This window comes from Massilia timonae (assembly GCF_001866515.1).
In the GTDB taxonomy this organism is placed as follows: Bacteria; Pseudomonadota; Gammaproteobacteria; order Burkholderiales; family Burkholderiaceae_D; genus Telluria; species Telluria timonae.
Genome location: NZ_JRYB01000001.1, coordinates 790,345 through 812,982, shown reverse-complemented (window position 1 = coordinate 812,982; position 22,638 = coordinate 790,345). Strand labels below are relative to the sequence as shown.

Below are 22,638 nucleotides of genomic sequence, written 5' to 3'. Positions count from 1 at the left end.
AGCATGCCGCCATGGTCCGGCCGTTCGGCCAGGCCATGGCGGGGGAGGCGACGCGTGGACGGCAAACGCGGCATACTGGAACTTCTTCGTTCTTTCGCCGCTCATGATGAAACCTGTCGTCGCTGCCTTTCTGCTCGCCATCCTGCCGCTGTCGTCCCTGGCCGCGCCGGCCCCCGCCGCGCGCCAGGAGATCGCGCACCTGATCGGCTACCTCACCGCATCCGGTTGCAGCTTCCAGCGCAACGGCAGCTGGCACGACGCCGCGCAAGCGGCGAAACACCTCCAGCGCAAATACGACTACCTGCTCAAGCGCGACCTGGTCGCCTCGAGCGAGGATTTCATCGCGCGCGCCGCCAGCGAAAGCAGCCTCAGCGGCAAGCCCTACCAGGTGCGCTGCGGCGGCAATGCGCCGGTCGCCAGCGCAGCCTGGCTCAAGGGCGAGCTGGCAAAGTATCGCGCCGCGCGCCCATCCCGCTGAGTTCGCGCATCCAAAGAATTGGGCTGGCGCGCAACGGTTGTTTCCATGGGTATCCCCATCGCATTGACTCGTGCATAACTTTCGTGTGAGGATTTGTTCTATATTAAATAGCAACAATATCTGACTGCGGAAGCGGGACCGGTCGCCACGGAAAGGGCCGGGTCCCGACGAGAGGAAATGCAATGCTGGCTAAGAGCTGGGCATGGTGGGTGCCGGTATTGCTATTGGGCGCATGGGATGGCGCCGCACATGCCACCCAGACCGATCCGATCGCACGGCTGGTGCACCAGGAGCGCTATCAGGAGGCGAACAGTGCGATCCAGGCCAGGCTGGCGCGCGACGCCACGGATCCGACGGCACTGGCCGCGTCGGTCGACGTGCGCATCGCCCGGGGCGAGCCGGACGACTTGCCGCAGGCGCGCGCCGCGGCCGAGCGCTGCGTCGAGGCCAATCCGGACAGCAGCCTCTGCGCCGAAGCGCTGGGGAACGTCATGCTGGCGCAGTCGCGCGCCGGCGGCCTGGTCGCGTTCGTGCGCAATGCGCATGCCACGCGCGACACCCTGGAGCGCGCGCTGCGCTTCGATCCGATGAATTACCGAGCCCGCGTGACGCTGATGAGCTTTTATCTCGACGCGCCGTTCTTCCTGGGCGGCAGCGAAGTGCGCGCACGCGAACTGGCCACCGAAGCGCGCCGCCTCGACCCCGACCTGACCCGGCTGATGCGCGCCATGTGCGCTTTCGATGAGGGGAAACTGGACGAGGCCGAGCAGCACATCCTGGCGGCCGACCTGACGCAGTATGCACTGGTGCAGGGCAGCGAGCGCGAGCTGCTGCTGGCCCTGGCCAGCACCCACCTCGACGCCGGCCGCCATGCGCAGAGCGTCCGACTGTTCCAGGAACTGAACCGCCGGCTGCCGTCCGGCGAGCATGGACTTTACGGACTGGCGCAAGTGGCGCGCGCCCAGGGGCGGCTGGCCGACGCCGCGCTGCAGCTGGAGAGGGCGGCAGCGATCGCCCCCAAGCCCTATGTCTACAAGACGCTGGGCGAAGTCTACGAAGCGCGCCGCGACCGGCCGCGCGCGATCGCGGCCTACCAGGCGGCGCTGGCGGGCGTTCCGCCGCTCGCGCGGCGCGAGAAGAGGCAGGTGACGGCGCAGCTGGCGCAGTTGCAGCGGCGCTGATGGCCGACCGGAGGATGGCGAATTACGCTTCGATTCACGCTTCGATTCACGCTTCGATTCACGCGACGATCAGCGGATTCTTGGTGAGCGCCACCGCCAGGATGTAGGCGAAGCAGGCCAGCGCGGCGACGAAAGCGAGGGCGCGCACCTGGCGCGTGCGGCCGCGCCTGAGCGCCACCGTGCCCAGCCCGATGTAGGCGACCAGGGCCAGCAGCTTGGCCGTCAGCCACGGCGATTGGCCCGGATACTGGCCGCTCCATACCGCCAGGCCGATGGCGCTGGCCAGCAGCAGGGTGTCGATCGCATGCGGCGCGATCTTCACCCAGCGCTGCTCCAGGCGCTTCGATGCGGCCAGCATCCACAGGCCGCGGACGAGGAACAGGGCGCCGTTCAACACGGCGAAGGTCATGTGGATGTGCTTGAGGGCGTAATAACTCATCGTTGGGTCGGGTTGGTTGCGACCCCGGCAGTATGCCCGAGCCCGGCCCGCGGGCGCGACTGTCAAAGGACCGGTCAGCCGCACTCGCCGACGTAGTGGCACGACGCGCAGCGCGAACAACCGTCGACCTTGCGCAGCGCCAGCGCGCCGCATTCCGGGCATTTGGCGCCGTTCAGGACGGGCAGCGGCTCGGCCGGCGTCTCCTCCTGCAAGCGCGGCCCTGGCGCGGCGCCGTGCATGCGCCGTTCGAAGCTGCGCGCGAGCGCGTCCACCGGCACCTGGTTGCCCTGCTCGTCGAGGAAGCCGCGCCGGGTCAGGATCCGCTGCAGCATGAAGGCGATCGCCGCGACTTCGGAATCGTGGTACACCGGCACCTGCACGCCGTCGTCGCGCGTGATGTGGCCGCAGCGCACCGGGCCTTTTTCCCATACCACTTCGCGCATGTCGGCCAGCGCCCGCGCGATCGGACCACCGGCGCGCGCCACCATCGACAGCAGCCGCATCGAGGCCGTGATCCACTGGTGGCCGCCGGTGCGCTGGTTGGCCGGCATGAAGAATTCGAAAGGACGTTCGACCGTTACCTGGCGGCCTTGCCACATGCCTTCGGCGCGCAGGAAGCTCACCGTCAGGTAGACGGTCTTGCGGCCTTCCTGGGTCGAGTACTCGATCTTCGACGTCACCGATTCCAGCTCGCCGAGGGGACGGTGCTCGAAGCGCCTGCGCAGCGGGTCGTCGTCCGCCACCGGCGCGGCCGATGCGTCGTCCGCCGCCGGCGCGGTCGACAACACACTCCCCAGCACCGCGTTGGGGCGATAGGTCGCCAGCCCCTTCAGGCCGGCGCGCCAGGCTTCCAGGTACAGGTCGCGGAAGTCGTCATAGGGATAATCCTCGGGCACGTTGACGGTCTTGGAAATCGCGGTGTCGATGAAGGGCTGGACCGCCTCCACCATGCGCAGGTGGTCCAGCGCGCGCATCTCGAGCGCGGTGACGAAGCTTGGGGGCAAGGGGACGTCGCCGCGCAGCTGGCGGTACAGGCGCCAGGCGTGGTCGCACACTTCGTAGCTGCGCGTGCCGCCGTCCGCCGTGCGCTTCCTGCGCCGGTAGGTCCAGGAATAGGGCGGCTCGATGCCGTTCGAGGCATTGTCGGCGAAGGCCAGCGAGATGGTGCCGGTCGGCGCGATCGACAGCAGGTGCGAGTTGCGGATGCCGTGCTTGCGGATACCGTCGCGCAGCGCGTCGGGCAGGCGCAGGGCGAACTGTCCGCGCAGGTACTTGTCGGCGTCGAACAGCGGGAAGGCGCCTTTTTCGCGCGCCAGTTCGATCGAGGCCGCGTAGGCCGCGTCGCGCAGCTCGCTGGCGATGCGCGCCGCCATGGCCCGGCCCGGGTCGGCGTCGTAGCGCAGGCCCAGCATCGCCAGCGCGCTGCCCAGCCCCAGGAAGCCCAGGCCGACGCGGCGCTTGGCGCGCGCCTCGTCGGCCTGCTGCGGCAGCGGCCATCGGGTGGCGTCCAGCACCAGGTCGAGCATGCGCACCGCGACGGTCGCCACCTTGCGCAGGCGCTCGACGTCCAGGCGCGCATCCAGGGTGAACGGCGCGTCGACGAAAGCCGTGAGATTCAGCGAGCCGAGATCGCAGCAGCCATACGGCGGCAGCGGCTGCTCGCCGCAGGGATTGGTGGCGCGCAGCTCCTCGGCATACCAGAGGTTGTTCTCGGCATTCATGCGGTCGACGAACAGCACGCCCGGCTCGGCGTGGTCGTAAGTCGAGACCATGATGCGCTCCCACAGGTCGCGCGCGCGCACGCTGCGGTAGACCCACAGGCCGTCTTCGCGGCGGTGGCCGCCGGCCGCCTGGTCTTCGTCGCCCGGCTCGGCCGCGTGCACCAGCGCGAACGCCTCGTCCGCCTCGACCGCGCGCATGAAGGCGTCGGTCACGCCGACCGAGATATTGAAGTTGGTGAGACGGCCCGTGTCCTTGGCCGCGATGAAGCGCTCGATGTCGGGATGGTCGATGCGCAGCACGCCCATCTGGGCGCCGCGCCGGGCGCCGGCCGACTCCACCGTGCGGCACGAGGCGTCGAACACTTCCATGTACGACACCGGGCCGGAAGCGCGCGAGGCGGTGCCGGCCACCTTGCTGCCCAGCGGGCGGATCGCGGAAAAATCGTAGCCGACCCCGCCGCCGCGGCACATGGTCTCGGCGGCTTCGCTGAGCGCGGTATAGATGCCGGGCAGGCCGTCGCTGGCGCCGGAGATCGAGTCGCCCACCGGCTGGACGAAACAGTTGATGAGGGTGGCCGACAGGCCAAGGCCGGCGGCGGAGGCGATCCGGCCGGCGGGAATGAAGCCCTGCTGCTGGGCCTCCAGGTAACGGCGCTCCCATTCGGCGCGCTGCGTTGCCGGCTCGAGGGCGGCCAGGGCGCGTGCGATGCGCCGCTGCACGTCCCCGATCGTGCGTTCGTCGCCGCGCGCGTATTTTTCGCGCAGCACGTCCAGCGACACTTCCTGCGCGGGCAGGGCGCCGGCTGGTGCTTCTGGTGCATTCATGCCGGTCGCCCTATCCATGAATGCACCCGCCATCAGGGTTTGTTGATCGGCGTATCGCCCGATTTGTCGAGATGCGGCGGCAGCACGATGGTCGGATCTTCGGGCTGGGCCGGGAACGGCGCCGTGGCCGACGGCGCCGCGCCCGGCGGCGGGGTGGTCGACGTGGACGATGCCGAGGTGGAGGCGCCGGAAGCGAGGCGGGCTTCGAGTTCGATCACGCGCAGCTCGAGCGCTTCGAGCTTGGCGCGGGTCTTGGCAAGCACCTGGGCCTGGATATCGAATTCCTCGCGCGTTACCAGGTCGAGCTTGGCGAAGCCCGAGGTCATCGCGGCCTTGACGTTGCGCTCGATGTCCTTGGCCGGACCACTTTCGAATGCCTGGTTGATCTTGCCCTGCAAGTCGCTGAAGAAGTTGCTGTTGTTCATGTCCCTATCCCTTTCTGCCGGGTTGTATGCACCAAGTCGGTGCAAACGAGCCTGATTTGGTGCGTCACGCAACACGGCGGACGCCGCTCGCGCTCGGTTGTATTGAAGCAAATCGTATGTGAGGCGTGTTTACCAAAAAAACAAGGCCATTTTGCGCGCTTTTATGAGCTGGCACACATCCTGCTAAATGAAAGAGGAATAACGCATGAAAAAAGGATTCCAAACGCAGTAACTGTCAAAGGGGGTTTGTCATGAAGTGCAATGCAAAAATCAACGCAATCAGTCTGGCGATTCTGGCTTTCACCAGCGTCCCGGCCATGGCACAGGAACAACCCGCCGAACATCAGGTGAGCTACAACGTGGCCCTCACCAGCGACTACCGTTACCGCGGCCTGTCGCAAACCGATTCCGACCCCGCGCTGTCCGGCGGCGTCGACTACGTGCACAGCCCAACCGGCTTTTACGTAGGCACCTGGCTCTCCACCATCAAGTGGACGAAAGACCTGGGTGGCGACGGCAATATTGAATGGGATGTGTATGCCGGCAAGCGTGGCCAGTTGACCGACGAGGTCAGCTACGACGTCGGCGGCCTGTATTACTGGTATCCGGATAACAGCCTGGATCCGAACGCAAATACGTTTGAAATTTACGGCAAGCTCGGCTTCGGGCCCGCGTATATCAAGTATTCGCACTCGACGACCAATCTGTTTGGCACCGCCGACAGCAAGCGCAGCGGTTACCTGGACGTGGGCGCCGACATCGACGTCGGCAACGGCTTCCTGTTGAACCTGCACGTCGGCCGCCAGCGCGTGAAGAACAACAGCCCGGCGTCGTACACCGACTACAAGGTCGGCGTGACGAAGGACTTCGGGGTCGCCACCGTGGCCCTGGCCTGGCACAAGGCGAATACCGACGCCTACCTGAGTCCGGAAGGCAAGAACCTGGGCAAGTCAGCCGCCGTGCTGTCCGTGTCAAAAACTTTTTGATAGCAAAAGAGGCAATACCATGAAAATGATTACCGCCATCATCAAGCCCTTCAAGCTCGACGAGGTGCGTGAAGCGCTGTCGGAAATCAACGTACAAGGCATGACGGTGACCGAAGTGAAGGGTTTCGGTCGCCAGAAGGGTCACACCGAGCTGTACCGTGGCGCCGAGTACGTCGTCGACTTCCTGCCCAAGATCAAGATCGAAGCCGCCGTCGACGATGCCGTCGTCGACCAGGTGATCGACGCGATCCAGGGCGCCGCCCGCACCGGCAAGATCGGTGACGGCAAGATCTTCGTGGCCGACCTGAACCAGGTCATCCGTATCCGCACCGGCGAGACCGGCAACGACGCACTGTAAGAAGGAAAGTGTTCATGAAGCATATAACGACAAAAATCCTGACCGCCATGCTGGGCCTGGGCCTGGCCCTCCCGGCCATGGCGGCGCCGTCCATCAACAAGGGGGATACCGCCTGGATGTTCGTCGCCACGCTGCTGGTGATCATGATGGTGATCCCGGGCCTGGCGCTGTTCTACGGCGGCATGGTGCGCGCCAAGAACATGTTGTCGGTCCTGATGCAGGTCATGATGGTGTTTTCGCTGATCATCGTGTTGTGGTGCCTGTACGGCTACTCACTTGCTTTCACTTCCGGTAATGCCTTCATCGGCGGCTTCGACCGCGCCTTCCTGCAAGGCATCTGGGACCCGGTCGCCGGCACGTTCTCGATGGGCGCCACCTTCACCAAGGAGGTGATGATCCCCGAGTTCATCTTCGTCGCCTTCCAGGGCACCTTCGCCGCCATCACCTGCGCGCTGATCGTCGGTTCCTTCGCCGAGCGCGCGCGCTTCGCGGCGGTGCTGGCCTTCGTGGTGATCTGGTTCACCTTCGCCTACCTGCCGATGGCGCACATGGTCTGGTTCTGGGCCGGCCCTGACGCGATCACCGACGCCGCCTCGCTGGCCACCGTCACCGCCGGCGCCGGCTACCTGTGGCAGCAGGGCGCGCTCGACTTCGCGGGCGGCACCGTGGTGCACATCAATTCCGCGGTCGCCGGCCTGGTCGGCGCCTACGTGATCGGCAAGCGCGTCGGCTACGGCAAGGAATCGATGGCCCCGCACTCGCTGCCGATGACGATGGTCGGCGCCTCGCTGCTGTGGGTCGGCTGGTTCGGCTTCAACGCCGGTTCGGCGCTCGAAGCGGGCGACATCGCGGCGCTGGCCTTCATCAACACCCTGCTGGCGACCGCCGCCGCCACCGTCTCTTGGGCGGCCGGCGAGTGGATCTTCAAGCGCAAGCCATCGATGCTGGGCGCCGCCTCGGGCGCCATCTCGGGCCTGGTGGCGATCACCCCGGGCGCCGGTTTCGTGGGGCCGATGGGCGCCTTGGTCATGGGCCTGCTGGCTGGTATCATCTGCCTGTGGGGCGTGACCGGCCTGAAGCGCATGCTGCGCGCCGACGATTCGCTCGACGTGTTCGGCGTGCACGGCGTGGGCGGCATCCTGGGCGCGCTGCTGACCGGCGTGTTCGCGGCGCCGTCGCTGGGCGGCCAGGGCGTGTGGGATTACACCACGAATGCCATGAACACCAGCTATTCGATCGGCAGCCAGGTGCTGGTGCAGGCGCACGGCGTGGTCGTGACCATCGTCTGGTCGGCCATCGTCGCCTTCATCGCCTTCAAGCTGGTCGACATCGTGATCGGCCTGCGCGTGCCTGAAGACGAAGAGCGCGAGGGCCTGGACATCACCAGCCACGGCGAATCGGCGTACCGTTACTGATATCTCCGGATATCGGTCAGAAAGGCGCCTGCGGGCGCCTTTTTTGCGTTCTTGGCAACACCTCTTTAAAAAGGCCAGGCGACCCCCATATGAGATACCCGATTAAGTAAACAACAAGAAGCGCATAACAAGGACGTCCTCTACATGGTTCCGCACCTCGCCACAGCCCAGACCGGTCCTCTGCTGGACCTGGAAAAGAAAATCCTCGAAGCCACCCCCGCCATCGAGCGCTGGTTCCGGCTCGAGTGGCAGGAGCATACGCCGCCGTTCTATTGCTCGGTCGACCTGCGCAACGCCGGGTACAAGCTGGCGCCGGTCGACACCAACCTGTTCCCGGGCGGCTTCAACAACCTGCCGACCGAAATGCTGCCGCTGACGGTGCAAGCCGCCATGGCCGCGATCGACAAATATTGCCCGGATGCACGCAACCTGATCCTGGTGCCCGAGACGCATACGCGCAATCCGATGTACCTGCAGAACGTGGCGCGCCTGATGCAGATCTTCCGCCAGACCGGGCTGCACGTGCGCCTGGGCTCGTTCTCGCCGGACGTCACCGAACCGACCCCGTTGGCCCTTCCTGACGGCAATATGCTGGTGGTCGAGCCGCTGGTGCGTTCGCCCAACGGCCGCCGCGTCGGCCTGGCCGATTTCGATCCCTGCACCATCCTGCTCAACAACGACCTGTCGGGTGGCATTCCGGCCATCCTCGAGAACGTGCACGAGCAGTCGCTGCTGCCGCCGCTGCACGCCGGCTGGGCGCTGCGCCGCAAGAGCAACCACCTGAAGGCGTTCGACGAGGTGGCCAAGAAGTTCGGCAAGCTGATCGACATCGATCCGTGGCTGGTCAATCCGCTGCACAGCAAGTGCGGCGAAGTCGACCTGCGCGAGAACGTCGGCACCGAGGCCCTGGCCGACAACGTCTCGGCGCTGTTCTCGAAGATCAAAAAGAAATACAAGGAATACGGCATGAAGGAGCGCAAGCCCTTCGTGATCCTGAAGCCCGACGCCGGCACCTACGGCATGGGCGTGATGACCATCAAGGATGCGAGCGAAGTGCGCGACCTGACCCCGGCCCAGCGCGCGCGCATGTCGGTGATCAAGGATGGCGTGGCGGTGACCGACCTGATCATCCAGGAAGGCGTGCCCACCTTCGAATCGATCGACGACGCCGTGGCCGAGCCGGTGGTGTACATGATCGACCGCTACGTGGTGGGCGGTTTCTATCGCGTGCATGCCGAGCGCGGCATCGATCAGAACCTGAACTCGCCGGGCTCGCAATACGTGCCGCTGGCCTTCGCCCAGCAGCATGCGGTGCCGGATCTGAAGGCCAAGCCGGGCACGGCGGCGCCGAACCGCTTCTATGTGTATGGCGTGGTGGCGCGACTGGGCATGCTGGCGGCGTCGCTGGAAATGGAACGCACCGATCCGAATCCGGAAGTCTATTGACGGTAGCGGGGAAGGCGGCCGCTGCCGCCCGTTCTTGCCTGACGGACTCCCCGGCGGGTCCTCATTCTTCCTTGCGCACCACGTACATGAAATGCGAGCGCAGCACCGGCGCCAGCGCTGTCAGCAACTCGGACACCATATAGGGCGCCACCGCCAGCAGCCGGTGGATCGGCGGCGCCAGCACCAGGCTGCGGTAGCGCTGCTCTGTGCCCGGCCACCACGCTTGCAGCTCGGCGCGGGTGACCTTGCGCACGTTGCGGTTACGCGGGTTGTCGTAGCGGAAATCGAACACGAGGCACCAGCCGCCCGGGCGCAGCGTGCGCCACATCTGGGCGGCCAGCTCGCGCCGCAGGACGGGATCGAGCACCGAGGAAAACACCGTTTGCGCCGTGACGAGGTCGTAGCCGGCCGGCGGCAGCGCGTCGAGCGCGCCCAGGTGCCAGCGTACGCCGTGGGCGGTGCAGCGCCGCGCATGGTCGAGCCGGTCTTTTTGCAGCTCGGTGCCGGTGAGATTGGCCGGCGTGGCGCCCCAGTCGATCATCTGGCGCAGGAACCCCCCGGTGCCGCAGCCAACGTCCAGCACTTGCACATCAGACAAATCCGAGCCAACCGTATTGGAGAGGAGGTCGGCAAAGCCGCGCGAACGCGCCGCCACCTGCTGCAGGATCTCGGGCCGGTGCCAGGCATAGCGCGCCAGCGCGGCGCCGCCATGCCAGTTGCGGTAGACATCTTCGATGCGCTCCTGCTCGGCCTGTTGGCTTGGTTGGGTATCCATGCCTCCATGCTCCTCCCTGATCACCGCGATCCGATTGAGGTGTCTCAGTCGCGTCGTGTGATGGTCAACAAATTGCGGTGCGGCATTTCCGAGTGCAGATGCCTCAAGCGGCAGCCTGGGCCCCGGCCCGCGAGTTTCTGCAATTCGGGCTAAAATCAGGGCATTACCCCGAATGGAAGCCCCATGAAAATCGCCTTTCTCGCCGACCCTCTGTCCGGATTCAAGATCTACAAGGATTCGACCTTCGCCATGATGCGCGAGGCGGCGCGGCGCGGCCATGCCATCTACCACTTCGAGCAGCGCGACATGGTGCTCGAAGAAGGCGTCGTCAGCGCGCGCGTGGCGCAAATCCATCTCACCGGCGACGCCGACGAGTGGTACCGCCTTGACCCGGCCGCCGACGTCAGGTTGTCCGAATTCGACGCCATCATCGAGCGCAAGGATCCGCCGTTCGACATGGAATACGTGTACGGCACCTATCTGCTGGAACTGGCCGAGCGCCAGGGCGCGCGCGTGATCAACAGCCCGCGTGCGATCCGCGACCACAACGAGAAGCTGGCCATCGGCCAGTTCAGCGAACACACCTCGCCGACCATCGTCACCTCGGATGCGGCGCGCCTGCGCGCCTTCCACGCAAAACATGGCGACGTCATCTTCAAGCCGCTGGACGGCATGGGCGGCGCCGGCATCTTCCGCGTCAAGAGCGATGGCCTGAACCTGGGCGCCATCATCGAGACCCTCACCGACAACGGCCGCAACACCATCATGGCCCAGAAGTTCATTCCGGCCATCGAGAAGGGTGACAAGCGCGTGCTGGTCATCGGCGGCAAGCCGGTGCCCTTCGTGCTGGCGCGCATCCCGCAAGGCGGCGAAGTGCGCGGCAACCTGGCCGCCGGCGGCCTGGGCGTGGCCCAGCCGATCAGCCCGCGCGAGCGCGAGATCGCCGAGGCCCTGGGCCCGGTGCTGGCCGAGCGCGGCCTGTTGCTGGTAGGATTAGACGTGATCGGCGACTTCCTCACCGAAGTCAACGTGACCAGCCCGACCTGTTTCCAGGAGATCCACGACCAGGCCGGATTCGACGTGGCCGCGATGTTCATCGACGCGGTCGAACAAAAGGTGAACGAATAACATCATGGTAGGCATCCTGCTCCTGACCCACGCGCCGCTGGGCCAGGCATTCATCGCGGCAGTGGCGCACGTGTTCCGCGGCCCGACCGAGCGCTTCGAGGCGATCGACGTGGCCGCCGACCAGGATATCGGCGAGGTCAACGGCCTGGCGCGCGAGGCCATCGCGCGCCTCGACGAAGGCGACGGTGTGCTGGTGATCACCGACGTCAAGGGCGGCACGCCGTCCAATTGCTGCAACTCGCTGGCCGACGCCGGCCACGTGGAAGTCATCGCCGGCATCAGCCTGCCGATGCTGCTGCGGGCGATCACGTATCGGCGCGACACGCTCGACGTCGTGGTCGAGATGGCGCTGGCGGGCGCCCAGAACGGCGCGGTGCGGGTGGATAACCGGATTCGGGTGGGGTAGGGATTGCCGTAGCGGTAGCGGTGCAGGCGCCGAGGGGCGCGATTCGACAAGTACAACGATAAAGCGAATATGATTCAACAAGAACTCGAGATCATCAACAAGCTGGGCCTGCATGCCCGCGCATCCGCCAAATTCACGCAGCTGGCCGCCAAGTACCAGAGCGACGTCTGGCTCACCCGCAACGGACGCCGCATCAACGCCAAGTCGATCATGGGCGTCATGATGCTGGCCGCCGGCAAGGGCGCCAAGGTGACCCTGGAAGCCGACGGCAAGGACGAGGAAGCCGCGGTCGCGGCCCTGTCCGCCCTGGTCAACGACAAGTTCGGCGAAGGCGAGTAATGCCGCGTGAAGCGGCATCTCGTTCAGGAGACGTCAGCATGGCCTCCTTCCTTCTCCATGGCATACCGGTCTCGCGCGGGATCGCGATCGGCCGCGCCCACCTGCTCACCCCGGCCGCGCTCGACGTCAAGCACTACCTGGTCGCCGACGACCAGGTGGAAAACGAAGTGCGCCGCCTGCAGGACGCGATCGCCGCCGTGCACCGCAACCTGCAGGAACTGTGGACCGACCTGCCCAAGGACGCCCCCACCGAGCTGGGCGCCTTCATCGACGTCCACGCCCTGATCCTGTCCGATCCGATGGTGTCGGAAGCGCCGCTCGATATCATCCGCGCGCGCCACTACAACGCCGAATGGGCGCTGGTGACCCAGATCGACGACCTGTCGGCCCAGTTCGACGAGATCGAGGACGAATACCTGCGCGAGCGCAAGCACGACATCCAGCAGGTGGCCGAGCGGGTACTGAAGGTCCTGACCGGCACCGCGCTGAACGTGCCGCCGATCGTGATCGACGACGACCAGCCGCCGCCGCAGATGATCGTGGTGGCCCACGACATTTCGCCGGCCGACATGCTGGCCTTCCGCGACCGCGACGGCGGACCGCGCACCTTCATCGGCTTCGTCACCGACGTCGGCGGCCAGAACTCGCACACCGCGATCGTGGCGCGCAGCCTCGACATCCCGGCCGTGGTGGGCATGGACCAGGCCTCGCGCCTGGTCGAGCAGGATGACTGGGTGATCGTCGACGGCGACGCCGGCGTGGTGATCTGCAATCCGAGCCAGCTGGTGCTGGAGCAGTACCGCGAGCGCCAGACGGCGCTGGCCAAGGCGCGCAAACGCCTGCTCAAGCTCAAGAAGACCCCGGCCGTCACCCAGGACGGCACCGCCATCACGCTGCTGGCCAATATCGAGCTGCCCGACGATTGCCCGGCCGCGCTCGAGGCGGGCGCCAACGGCGTCGGCCTGTTCCGCTCCGAATTCCTGTTCATGGGCCGCGGCCCGCAGGGCCTGCAGATTCCGGGCGAGGACGAACAGTTCGAGCAGTACCGCAAGGCGGTGCTGGCGATGAAGGGCCGCCCGGTGACGATCCGCACGCTCGACGTCGGCGCCGACAAGCCGCTCGACCAGACCGATCAGACCGCGCTCAATCCGGCGCTGGGCCTGCGCGCGATCCGCTACTGCCTGGCCGAGCCGCAGATGTTCCTGACCCAGCTGCGGGCCATCCTGCGCGCCTCCGCCTTCGGCAAGGTGAGGATCCTGATCCCGATGCTGGCGCATGCCTTCGAGATCGACCAGACCCTGAACATGATCGAACAGGCCAAGGCCCAGCTGCGTCTTGAAAACATCAAATTCGACGAGGGCATCGAGGTCGGCGCCATGATCGAGATCCCGGCCGCGGCGCTGGCGCTGCCGCTGTTCGTGCGGCGCATGGATTTCCTGTCGATCGGCACGAATGACCTCATCCAGTATCTGCTGGCGATCGACCGGGTCGATTACGAGGTGGCGCACCTGTATAATCCGCTGCACCCGGCCGTATTGCAGCTGATCGCCTCGACCATCGCCACCGGCCACAAGGCCGGCCTGGACGTGGCGGTATGCGGCGAGATGGCCGGCGACGTCAAGCTCACCCGCCTGTTGCTGGGCATGGGCTTGCGCGAATTCTCGATGCATCCGGCGCAGCTGCTGGCGGTGAAACAAGAAATCTTGAACACCGACCTGGGCGCGGTCACTACCCGAACCCGGCGCATCCTGCGCGCGATCGAGCCGGGCGAGATCGCCAGCGCGGTCGAGCAGCTGCAAGCCCTCTGACGTTGTGGCGACGGCCAGGCCCGGCCGTCGCGAGCACCACCATCGCACCACCCAACACTTTTGAATACCTCCATGGGATCTCTTGGAATAGTCACACCGCAGGCGATGCATTTCGCCGAGCCCTTGCTGTTGCAAAGCGGCGCCCAGCTCGGCGACTACACGCTGATGTATGAAACCTATGGCACGCTCAACGCCGACAAGTCGAACGCGGTGCTGATCTGCCACGCGCTGAACGCCTCGCACCACGTGGCCGGCCACTACGCCACGCCGAAGAGCGCCGGCTGGTGGGACAATATGGTCGGCCCGGGCAAGCCGGTCGACACCGACCGCTTCTTTGTCATCGGCATCAACAACCTCGGATCCTGCTTCGGCTCGACCGGCCCGATGCACGTCAATCCCGCCACCGGCAAGCCGTATGGCGCCGCCTTCCCGCTGGTGACGGTGGAAGACTGGGTGGCGGCCCAGGCGCGCCTGGCCGACCGCCTCGGCATCGAACAATTCGCCGCCGTGATGGGCGGCTCGCTGGGCGGCATGCAGGCCCTGTCGTGGAGCATCATGTTCCCCGAACGCCTGCGCCACTGCATCGTGATCGCCTCGACGCCCAAGCTGTCGGCCCAGAACATCGCCTTCAACGACGTCGCGCGCCAGGCCATCCTGACCGACCCGGACTACCGCGGCGGCGACTTCTACGAGCATGGCGTGGTGCCGAAGAACGGCCTCAAGGTGGCGCGCATGATCGGCCACATCACGTATCTGTCGAACGACGACATGGCGGAAAAATTCGGACGCAAGCTGCGCAACGCGGCCGAAACGAACGACTACAACTTCGACTTCGGCATCGACTTCGAGATCGAATCCTATCTGCGCTACCAGGGCGACAAGTTTTCGGAATACTTCGACGCCAACACCTATTTGTTGATCACCAAGGCGCTCGACTACTTCGACCCAGCGCGCGAGCATGGCGGCGACCTGACGAAGGCGCTGGCCGGCACGAAAGCCCAGTTCCTGGTCGCCTCGTTCACCACCGACTGGCGCTTCTCGCCCGAGCGCAGCCGCGAGATCGTCGAGGCATTGATCAGCAACCGGCGCCGCGTCAGCTATGCCGAGATCGACGCGCCGCACGGTCACGACGCCTTCCTGCTCGAAGACGCGCGCTACATGAACGTGGTGCGCGCCTATGTCAACCGCATTGCGCTGGAGGTCGCATGAATTTCAACGACCTGAACACCTTGCGGCCCGACCTGGCCTTCATCGCCCACTGGGTGGGCGAGGGCGCCCACGTGCTGGACGTCGGCTGCGGCGACGGCGCCATGCTGCGCTACCTGGAGTCCGGCAAGCGCTGCAGCGGCTACGGCATCGAGATCGCCGACGACAAGGTGTTGGAAAGCACCGCGCGCGGCATCAACGTGATCCAGCACGACATGGAGAAGGGATTGGGCCTGTTCGGCGACAATACTTTCGACACCGTGCTGTGCCTGAACTCGCTGCAGATGATGCAGCACGTCGAGGCGCTGCTGCGCGATATCGTGCGGGTGGGGACCGAAGCCATCGTCTCGTTCCCCAACTTCGCCCACTGGCCGCACCGCCTGGCGCTGCTCAAGGGCCGCATGCCGATGTCGCGCTCGCTGCCGTATAAATGGTATGACACGCCCAACGTGCGCTATGCAACGATCTACGATTTCCAGGAACTGGCGGTGTCGTGCGGCCTCGAAGTGCTGGAGTGCGTGGCGCTGGCCGACGGCGAGGTCGTCAAATTCCTGCCCAACCTGCGCGGCAGCCTGGCAGTGTTTCGTCTGCGCAAGAAGGTAACGCCAGCAACTTGATACGTCTTATGTGCGTTGGCGGCTTGAGCGAACGCGGCGGATACGCGATGATCCTCGCCAATCCTGCGCGGGCGTGTTGCCCGTTTTGAATAATTTCTGAGAGGATAGCGCTGCTAACAACAGCCTGTCGGTGACGAGATGATAAAACTGAAACGCCTTGCCCTTTGCCTCACCCTGATGAGCGCCACCAGCCTGGGCCTTGCCCAGGACAACAGCCAGGTGGTCCAGGACGGCATCGCGGTCAAGCCGCTGTCGCGCATGCGCGTGCTGGCGCCGGAAGAACAGGTCAACGAGGCCGCGCGCCAGCAGTACACCGAAATGGTGGGCGAGGCCAAGCAGAAGGGCGTGCTGGCGCCGGAAGGCGACCCCCAGCTCAAGCGCCTGCGCGTGATCGCCCAGCGCATCATCCCGCAGACCACGCGCTGGAATCCGGCCGCGAGCAAGTGGGAATGGCAGGTCAACCTGTTCAAGTCCGACCAGGTGAACGCCTTCTGCATGCCGGGCGGCCGCATCGGCTTCTATACCGGCATCATCAATCAGCTGAACCTGACCGACGACGAAGTGGCGGCCGTGATGGGCCACGAGATCGCGCACGCGCTGCGCGAACACGGGCGCGAGCGCCTGGCCAAGACCAATGTCACGGCGCTCGGCGCCCGCGTCGGCGGCGCGCTGCTGTCGGGGATCTTCGGCGTCGACCCCAACCTGACCGGCACCGCCGCCAACTATGCCGGCCAGTTCCTGGTATTGAAATTCTCGCGCGACGAAGAGCGCGAGGCCGACCTGGTGGGCCTGGACATCTCGTCGCGCGCCGGCTACGACCCGCGCGCAGGCATCGCGCTGTGGCGCAAGATGGCGGCGCTGAACCAGAGCGCGCCGCTCGAGATCTTCTCGACCCACCCGGGCGGCGAAACCCGCATCAAGGACATGGAAGCGCACATGAACGTGCTGCTGCCGTTGTACGCGCGCGCCAAGAACACGAGCGTCGCCAGGCTGCCGGCTTACCAGAGCACCGCCCTGAAGTGATGCATGGAGCGAGGCGGCGATGGGCCGTGTAGTCGTCAAGGGCCGGCAGGCCGAAGCCAATGCCCATGTGCCGCTGCCGATCCGCGACGGCGTCTCGCCCAGCTACCTGTGGCTGACCGAGACCCGCGCCGGTGGCATGCTGCGTTTTCTCGCCGAGCGGTTTCCGGACGTGAGCCGCGAGGCCTGGGCCGCGCGCCTGAACCGTGGCGAGATCGTCGATGCGAAAGGCGCTGCCCTGGGCCCCGACAGCCACGTGCGCCAGGGCATGCGCATCTGGTATTACCGCGAGCTGGAACAGGCCGAGACGCCGATCCCGTTCCACGAAAAAGTGCTGTTCCGGGACCAGCACATCCTGGTGGCCGACAAGCCGCACTTCCTGCCGACCATCCCGACCGGACGCTTCCTGAAAGAGACGCTGCTGGTGCGCCTGAAGCGCGCCCACGACCTGCCGCACCTGGTGCCGATCCATCGGCTCGACCGCGAGACGGCGGGCGTGGTGATCTTCTCGCACAATCTTGAATCGCGCGGGGCGTACCAATCGATGTTCCAGAAGCGGGTGGTGAAGAAGACCTACGAGGCGCTGGCGCCGATGATGGCGGGACGAGAGTTTCCCTTCACCTACCGCAGCCGCATGCAGGATGCGGAGCAGTTTTTTGTGAGCGAAGAGGTGGAGGGCGAGCCGAATTCGGAGACGCTGATCGAGCTGATCGAGCGGCGAGGAAACCTGGCGCGTTATCGCCTGCATCCGCACACGGGCCGCAAGCACCAGCTGCGGCTGCACCTGTCGCGCCTCGGCGCGCCGATCGTGAACGACGCCTTCTATCCGGTCGCGCTGCCGTGCAAGGGCGACGATTTCAGGTCGCCGCTGCAGCTGCTGGCGCGCTCGATCGCCTTCGACGACCCGCTCACCGGCCAGCCGCGCAGCTTCGACAGCGAATTCAGCCTGGATTGGCCTTGAATCAGCGATGTAGGGTGGAAGGCTACGCCTTCCACGCGGTGATAGTTGGCCGCGAGATCATTGCGGCACGAGATCAGCGCTCGTAGTCGATGATCAGCGGAGCGTGGTCGGAGAACTTGACGTCCTTGTAGACCGAGACGGCCTTGGCGCACTTGGCCAGGCCTGGAGTGGCGACGTGGTAGTCGATGCGCCAGCCCACGTTCTTGGCGTAGGCCTGGCCCCGGTTGCTCCACCAGGTGTACTGCTCGGGACGCGGGTCCAGGCCGCGATGCACGTCGACCAGGCCCAGTTCGTCGAAGATGCGCGTCATCCAGGCGCGCTCCTCGGGCAGGAAGCCCGAATTCTTGAGGTTGCCCTTCCAGTTCTTGAGGTCGATCTCTTTATGCGCGATGTTCCAGTCGCCGCAGATCACGATTTCGCGGCCCTCGGCCTGCAGCTCCTGCAGGTGCGGCAGGAACACTTCCATGAAGCGGAACTTGGCCAGCTGGCGCTCGGGCGACGAGGAGCCCGACGGCGCATACAGCGAGATCACGGTCAGGTCGCCGAAGTCGCAGCGCGTATAGCGGCCCTCGGCGTCGAACTCGACGCAGCCGAAGCCGATGCGGTGCTTGTCCGGGGCGGTGCGGCTGTAGACGCCGGTGCCCGAATAGCCCTTCTTCTCGGCGTAGTGGAAGTGGCCATGGTAGCCGTGCGGGCGCAGGAAATCCTCGGTCATGTCGGCTTCCTGGGCCTTGAGCTCCTGGACGCAGATATAGTCGGCATCCTGCGTGGCGAGCCATTCGAAGAAGCCCTTCTTGTGGGCGGAACGGATGCCGTTCAGGTTCGCGGAAATAATTCGTGGCATGGTGATGATAAGACTGGTAATGGATCAGCGGGTTTAATGGCCACCCGGCAACAAGCGGGACAGTGTAGCGCGTTTTTGAACCGTCCGTCATGCCTGCCGACTGTTGCGGATATGCAGTAGATGCCGTGATGAAGGGCAACGATCTGTTACACTAGGCATTCTCCTGCATCGCACGCCGCGTCAACTTCCTGACGTTGCATTGCCTCCTTCCCAAGTCCATGAACACTGACAAACCGCTACTCGCGGGCATCGTCGATTCCGGCGTTTGCCTGCCCGCCGCATCGAACGCCGAGCTGGCCGACTTCGTGGAAAACGCCGTCGAAGGCCTGCACCGGGTCGGCCCGGACGGCACCATCCTGTGGGCCAACCGCGCCGAACTGCAGCTGCTCGGCTATGAGTGGGACGAATACGTCGGCCGCCACATCGCCGACTTCCACGCCGATCCGGCCACGATCGACTACATCCTGACGACCCTGCTGTCGGGCGGGGCGCTGTACGACCAGCCGGCGCGGCTGCGCTGCAAGGATGGCTCGATCAAGCATGTGCTGATCCACTCCAACGGGCATTTCGAGGACGGCCGGCTGCGCTACACGCGCTGCTTCACGCGCGACGCCACCGAGCGGCACGAGCGCGACGTGGCGCTGGCCCAGCGCGACGCCATGCTGTTGAACGCGCCGGTGGCGGCGGCCCTCCTGATGGGGCCCGAGCTGCGCTTCCACCTCGTCAATCGCCGCTATTGCGAACTGGTCGGCTCCAATGAACTGGTCGGACGCACCTTCGGCGAGGCTTTCCCGCGCCTGTCCGGCAGCGGCGTGGCCGAGCGCATCGCCCACGTGTTCGCCACCGGCGAGCCGTATCACGCGGAAGAACTGGCCCTCGGCCGCCTCGACTCCCAGGGCCAGCTGGAAGAGCGCTATTTCAAGTTCAGCCTGGAGCCGCTGACGGGCGTGGACGGGCGGCCGGACGGCGTGATCCTGGTCGCGGTCGAGGTGACCGACCACGTGCGCAGCCGCCAGGCGATCGAGCGCGCCCATCGCGAGCGCGAACAGTTGCTGGTGGAGTTGAGCGCGGCCAGCCGGGCCAAGGACGAGTTCCTGGCCATGCTGGGCCATGAGCTGCGTAATCCCCTGTCGCCGATCGTCACCGCGTTGCAGCTGATGCGCATGCGCGGCGACGGCGCGCACGGCCGCGAGGGCGAGATCATCCAGCGCCAGGTGGACCACCTGGTGCGGCTGGTGGACGACCTGCTCGACGTCTCGCGCGTCACGCGCGGCAAGATCGAGCTCAAGGTCGAGCGGGTCGAACTGGCGCGGGTGGTCGACAAGGCGGTCGAGATGGCAAGCCTGCTGATCGAGCAGCGCCGCCACCGCCTCGAGGTCGAACTCGAACCCGGCCTGGCGTGGGAAGGCGATCCGGTGCGGCTGGCGCAGGTGGTGTCGAACCTGCTGACCAATGCGGCGCGCTATACCGAGCCGGGTGGCCGGCTGTGGCTGCACGTGCGGCGCGACGGGCTTGAAGCGGTCGAGATCAGCGTGCGCGACACCGGCATCGGCCTTGCGCCCGAGGTGCGCGAACAGGTGTTCGAGCTGTTCTTCCAGGGCAAGCGCAGCATCGACCGCGCCGAAGGCGGGCTCGGGATCGGGCTGGCGCTGGTGAAGAACATCGTCGAGCTGCACGGCGGCAGCGTCCATGCGCACAGCGAGGGACGCGGCCTGGGCAGCGAATTCGTGGTGCGCCTGCCGCTGAGCAGCGTAGCCCAGGCGCCGGCGCCATCGGAGGCGGCGCCGGCCCCGATGCCGGGCGTCGTCTCGCAGCGCGTGCTGCTGGTGGACGACAATGCCGACGGCGCCGACACCCTGGGCCGCCTGCTGCGTGCGCACGGCCACGCGGTCGAGGTGTACCACGATCCGGTCGGCGCGCTGGCGGCGCTGGAGCGCTTCAGGCCCACGGTCGCCTTGCTCGACATCGGCCTGCCGGTGCTGGACGGCTACCAGCTCGCCGCGCGCATCCGCGCGCTGCCCGGCGGGGAGGGCTGCCGCCTGGTGGCGCTGAGCGGCTACGGGCTGGCGGCCGACCATGCGAGGAGCGAGGCGGCCGGCTTCGAGCGCCACCTGGTCAAGCCGGTCAATCCGGACGAGGTGGCGCGGGTGGTCGCGGCCGACGCCGCGACGGATTAAAATAGCCGCTTTCGACATTCAGGGAGAGAGTACATGAGCGATCTGCGCCAGCAATTCATCGGGTTTTCGGTCGAGGCCGAGGTATTGAGGTTCGGCCAATTCACGACCAAGGCGGGCCGCCTGTCGCCGTACTTCTTCAACGCCGGCCTGTTCCACGACGGCGCCACGCTGGGCAAGCTCGCCCAGTTCTACGCCCAGACCCTGCTCGATTCGGGCGTCGAATTCGACATGCTGTTCGGCCCGGCCTACAAGGGCATCACCCTGGCCAGCGCCACCGCCGTGGCCCTGGCCGCGAAGGGCCGCGACACCTCGTTCGCCTACAACCGCAAGGAAGCGAAGGACCACGGCGAGGGCGGCACCATCGTCGGCGCCAAGCTGCAGGGAAAAGTGGTGATCATCGACGACGTGATCTCGGCCGGCACCTCGGTGCGCGAATCGGTGACGATGATCCGCGCCGCCGGCGCCGAACCGGCCGCAGTATTGATCGCGCTGGACCGCATGGAGCGTTCGGGGAAGGACGACGCGCTGTCCGAACTGTCGGCAGTGCAGGAAGTCGCGCGCGAGTTCAACATCCCCGTGATCTCGATCGCCAACCTCGAAGACCTGTTCACCTACCTCGACACCCACACCCAGGACGCGCGCCTGTCCCAGCACAAGGACGCCGTCGCCGCCTACCGTACCCGCTACGGCATATGAGAGTCATGGATTAATAAAATGAATAAGATACTACGCATTCAGATTATTGGTTTATATGGAAACCGCAGTATTGATGTTGACGTAGATAATGACACTTTAATCATTGTTGGGGAAAACGGCTCAGGCAAAACAACCTTTTTGCGAATAGTATTCTATTTCCTATCTGGGCGATGGGTTTCATTGCTTCAATTTAGATTTGAAAAAGTTGTCGTAAATTTTTCGGATGGTGAAGTTTCGGTATCAAGAGAGCAAATTGAGCGCGCATTCGGTGAAACGGATCGCCGTATTCGAAGCGTATTGCCTCAATCATTACGTCATCGCTTTGTAGAGGCCGCGGCCAAAGGCGATATTGATCGTGCATATTCTGAAGTGCTTCGTTTAGCAGATCGCTACGGTATTCCGAGAAATATATTGTTGAGCGAACTGGAGATATCTGATGCGAATCCGCGTGGGCCTAAGAAGATGCTTCAGGAGCTTGAGAAGAGGATTCATAATAGTATAAATGCTCAAATTCTCTACCTTCCAACCTATCGCCGTATCGAACGAGAACTGAATAGTATTTTCGAGGGGTTTGATCAGGATGATATAAGGAAACATCGATTTAATCGACGTCAAAATGAGACTGGCGATACTTTCATTGAGTTGGTTGAATTCGGAATGAAAGATGTGCAGGAAGCTATTGACCGGACTCTCGAGCAGTTGAAAGATTTTGCTCGTGAAAGTTTAAATAGCTTAACCTTGAATTACCTTGGCGATGTTGTCAATCGTGAGTATCAAAATGTTAATATGAATGAGGTCTCTGAAGCGCCGGACGGAACTGTTAGGGCGGTTTTAGATCGTATTCAAGATAATATTTTGGGGAAAGTTGATAAGCATAAACTTTTTAGTGTCATCAACTCGGCACGCTCAGCCGTGGCACCAAGTGAACATGAGAAAATAATTTATCATTATTTCTTAAAGCTTTTGAGATTCCAAGAGTCGTTAAGGAAGCGAGAGCTGCAAATATCGCAATTTTGTGATTTATGTTCTGAATATATAGTAGATAAAAATTTTCTTTATGATAGCGCGAACTTTACATTCTCTATTCACTCTGCAGACGCTTGGAATGCTGAATCGACAGTAGATTTAAGTGAGCTTTCTTCTGGGGAGAAACAAATTGTCTCATTATTTAGTCATTTGTATTTATCTGGCAAAGATAGATTTTTCGTACTAATTGATGAGCCGGAATTGTCCTTGTCAGTTCCATGGCAGCGGCGCTTTTTAAGCGATATACGGTCAGCTGGTTTCTGTACAGGGCTTATTGCCGTGACGCACTCTCCATTTATTTACGACAATACCTTGCGGCCATATGCTCATTCGTTAGGTGAGTTCATTACTTATTAAATTC

21 protein-coding genes and 1 pseudogene are annotated in these 22,638 nt (G+C 64.4%); 17 read left to right on the top strand and 5 right to left on the bottom strand.

Annotated features, from left to right (window positions below):
- The first annotated feature begins 103 nt into the window (after positions 1–103).
- Positions 104–478 carry a YfeK family protein gene (locus tag LO55_RS03625; RefSeq protein WP_229410040.1) on the top strand — a complete coding sequence of 125 codons (375 nt, stop codon included), beginning with the start codon at positions 104–106 and terminating at the stop codon, positions 476–478.
- 182 nt (positions 479–660) lie between these two features.
- Positions 661–1,659: a tetratricopeptide repeat protein gene (locus LO55_RS03620; RefSeq protein WP_071360477.1), complete on the top strand. Its 999-nt coding sequence runs from the start codon at positions 661–663 to the stop codon at positions 1,657–1,659.
- Positions 1,660–1,717: 58 nt separating this feature from the next.
- Here the strand turns inward: LO55_RS03620 and LO55_RS03615 are convergent, their stop codons facing one another.
- The 3 genes and pseudogenes from LO55_RS03615 to LO55_RS26930 form a co-directional block, all read right to left on the bottom strand.
- Positions 1,718–2,098, bottom strand: a complete 381-nt coding sequence (locus LO55_RS03615; RefSeq protein WP_071360476.1) for a SirB2 family protein — start codon at positions 2,096–2,098, stop codon at positions 1,718–1,720.
- 74 nt (positions 2,099–2,172) lie between these two features.
- A complete protein-coding gene (locus LO55_RS03610; protein WP_071360475.1) occupies positions 2,173–4,644 on the bottom strand; it encodes an adenosylcobalamin-dependent ribonucleoside-diphosphate reductase in 2,472 nt (823 codons plus the stop codon).
- 197 nt (positions 4,645–4,841) lie between these two features.
- Positions 4,842–5,069: pseudogene (locus tag LO55_RS26930) on the bottom strand (accessory factor UbiK family protein); the annotation flags it as partial.
- A gap of 251 nt (positions 5,070–5,320) precedes the next feature.
- Here LO55_RS26930 and LO55_RS03600 point away from each other — a divergent pair.
- From LO55_RS03600 to gshA, 4 genes are all read left to right on the top strand, one after another.
- The gene (locus LO55_RS03600) at positions 5,321–6,055 is read left to right on the top strand and encodes a TorF family putative porin (protein ID WP_071360473.1); all 735 of its coding nucleotides are present in this window, start codon (positions 5,321–5,323) and stop codon (positions 6,053–6,055) included.
- Positions 6,056–6,074: 19 nt separating this feature from the next.
- On the top strand, positions 6,075–6,413 hold the full coding sequence (gene glnK, locus LO55_RS03595) for a P-II family nitrogen regulator (RefSeq protein ID WP_005667790.1): 339 nt from the start codon (positions 6,075–6,077) through the stop codon (positions 6,411–6,413).
- A 14-nt stretch (positions 6,414–6,427) separates the two neighbouring features.
- On the top strand, positions 6,428–7,828 hold the full coding sequence (amt, locus tag LO55_RS03590) for an ammonium transporter (RefSeq protein WP_071360472.1): 1,401 nt from the start codon (positions 6,428–6,430) through the stop codon (positions 7,826–7,828).
- A 144-nt stretch (positions 7,829–7,972) separates the two neighbouring features.
- The gene (gene gshA / locus LO55_RS03585; RefSeq protein WP_071360471.1) at positions 7,973–9,274 is read left to right on the top strand and encodes a glutamate--cysteine ligase; all 1,302 of its coding nucleotides are present in this window, start codon (positions 7,973–7,975) and stop codon (positions 9,272–9,274) included.
- A gap of 61 nt (positions 9,275–9,335) precedes the next feature.
- Here the strand turns inward: gshA and LO55_RS03580 are convergent, their stop codons facing one another.
- Positions 9,336–10,049, bottom strand: a complete 714-nt coding sequence (locus tag LO55_RS03580; protein WP_071360470.1) for a class I SAM-dependent methyltransferase — start codon at positions 10,047–10,049, stop codon at positions 9,336–9,338.
- A gap of 183 nt (positions 10,050–10,232) precedes the next feature.
- On the opposite strand from LO55_RS03580, the gene gshB reads away from it, so the two are divergent.
- The 8 genes from gshB (at position 10,233) to LO55_RS03540 (ending at position 17,534) form a co-directional block, all read left to right on the top strand.
- On the top strand, positions 10,233–11,177 hold the full coding sequence (gshB, locus tag LO55_RS03575; RefSeq protein WP_071360469.1) for a glutathione synthase: 945 nt from the start codon (positions 10,233–10,235) through the stop codon (positions 11,175–11,177).
- Positions 11,178–11,181: 4 nt separating this feature from the next.
- Positions 11,182–11,583 carry a PTS sugar transporter subunit IIA gene (locus LO55_RS03570; RefSeq protein WP_005667799.1) on the top strand — a complete coding sequence of 134 codons (402 nt, stop codon included), beginning with the start codon at positions 11,182–11,184 and terminating at the stop codon, positions 11,581–11,583.
- A 69-nt stretch (positions 11,584–11,652) separates the two neighbouring features.
- Entirely contained in the window at positions 11,653–11,922 is a 270-nt protein-coding gene (locus LO55_RS03565; protein WP_005667800.1) for an HPr family phosphocarrier protein, read from the top strand.
- A gap of 38 nt (positions 11,923–11,960) precedes the next feature.
- Positions 11,961–13,730, top strand: a complete 1,770-nt coding sequence (ptsP, locus tag LO55_RS03560) for a phosphoenolpyruvate--protein phosphotransferase (RefSeq protein WP_071360468.1) — start codon at positions 11,961–11,963, stop codon at positions 13,728–13,730.
- A gap of 72 nt (positions 13,731–13,802) precedes the next feature.
- Positions 13,803–14,939 carry a homoserine O-succinyltransferase MetX gene (gene metX, locus LO55_RS03555; protein ID WP_081589939.1) on the top strand — a complete coding sequence of 379 codons (1,137 nt, stop codon included), beginning with the start codon at positions 13,803–13,805 and terminating at the stop codon, positions 14,937–14,939.
- A complete protein-coding gene (metW, locus tag LO55_RS03550) occupies positions 14,936–15,553 on the top strand; it encodes a methionine biosynthesis protein MetW (protein WP_071360467.1) in 618 nt (205 codons plus the stop codon). Before metX ends, metW begins: the two co-directional genes overlap by 4 nt.
- A 138-nt stretch (positions 15,554–15,691) precedes the next feature.
- Positions 15,692–16,576 (top strand): M48 family metallopeptidase, encoded by an 885-nt coding sequence (locus LO55_RS03545; protein ID WP_071360466.1) that lies wholly within the window; start codon positions 15,692–15,694, stop codon positions 16,574–16,576.
- 19 nt (positions 16,577–16,595) lie between these two features.
- Entirely contained in the window at positions 16,596–17,534 is a 939-nt protein-coding gene (locus LO55_RS03540; protein ID WP_071360465.1) for a pseudouridine synthase, read from the top strand.
- A gap of 73 nt (positions 17,535–17,607) precedes the next feature.
- On the opposite strand, the gene LO55_RS03535 is transcribed toward LO55_RS03540, so the two are convergent.
- Positions 17,608–18,378, bottom strand: coding sequence for an exodeoxyribonuclease III (locus LO55_RS03535; RefSeq protein ID WP_005667810.1), 771 nt, complete (start codon positions 18,376–18,378; stop codon positions 17,608–17,610).
- A 218-nt stretch (positions 18,379–18,596) separates the two neighbouring features.
- On the opposite strand from LO55_RS03535, the gene LO55_RS03530 reads away from it, so the two are divergent.
- The 3 genes from LO55_RS03530 to LO55_RS25650 are packed head-to-tail and all read left to right on the top strand — an operon-like array spanning position 18,597 to position 22,634.
- Positions 18,597–20,555 carry a hybrid sensor histidine kinase/response regulator gene (locus tag LO55_RS03530; RefSeq protein WP_071360464.1) on the top strand — a complete coding sequence of 653 codons (1,959 nt, stop codon included), beginning with the start codon at positions 18,597–18,599 and terminating at the stop codon, positions 20,553–20,555.
- 33 nt (positions 20,556–20,588) lie between these two features.
- Positions 20,589–21,251, top strand: coding sequence for an orotate phosphoribosyltransferase (gene pyrE, locus LO55_RS03525; protein ID WP_071360463.1), 663 nt, complete (start codon positions 20,589–20,591; stop codon positions 21,249–21,251).
- Positions 21,252–21,269: 18 nt separating this feature from the next.
- Complete coding sequence (locus tag LO55_RS25650) at positions 21,270–22,634, top strand: AAA family ATPase (RefSeq protein ID WP_083415146.1); 1,365 nt, start codon at positions 21,270–21,272, stop codon at positions 22,632–22,634.
- Positions 22,635–22,638: the final 4 nt, after the last annotated feature.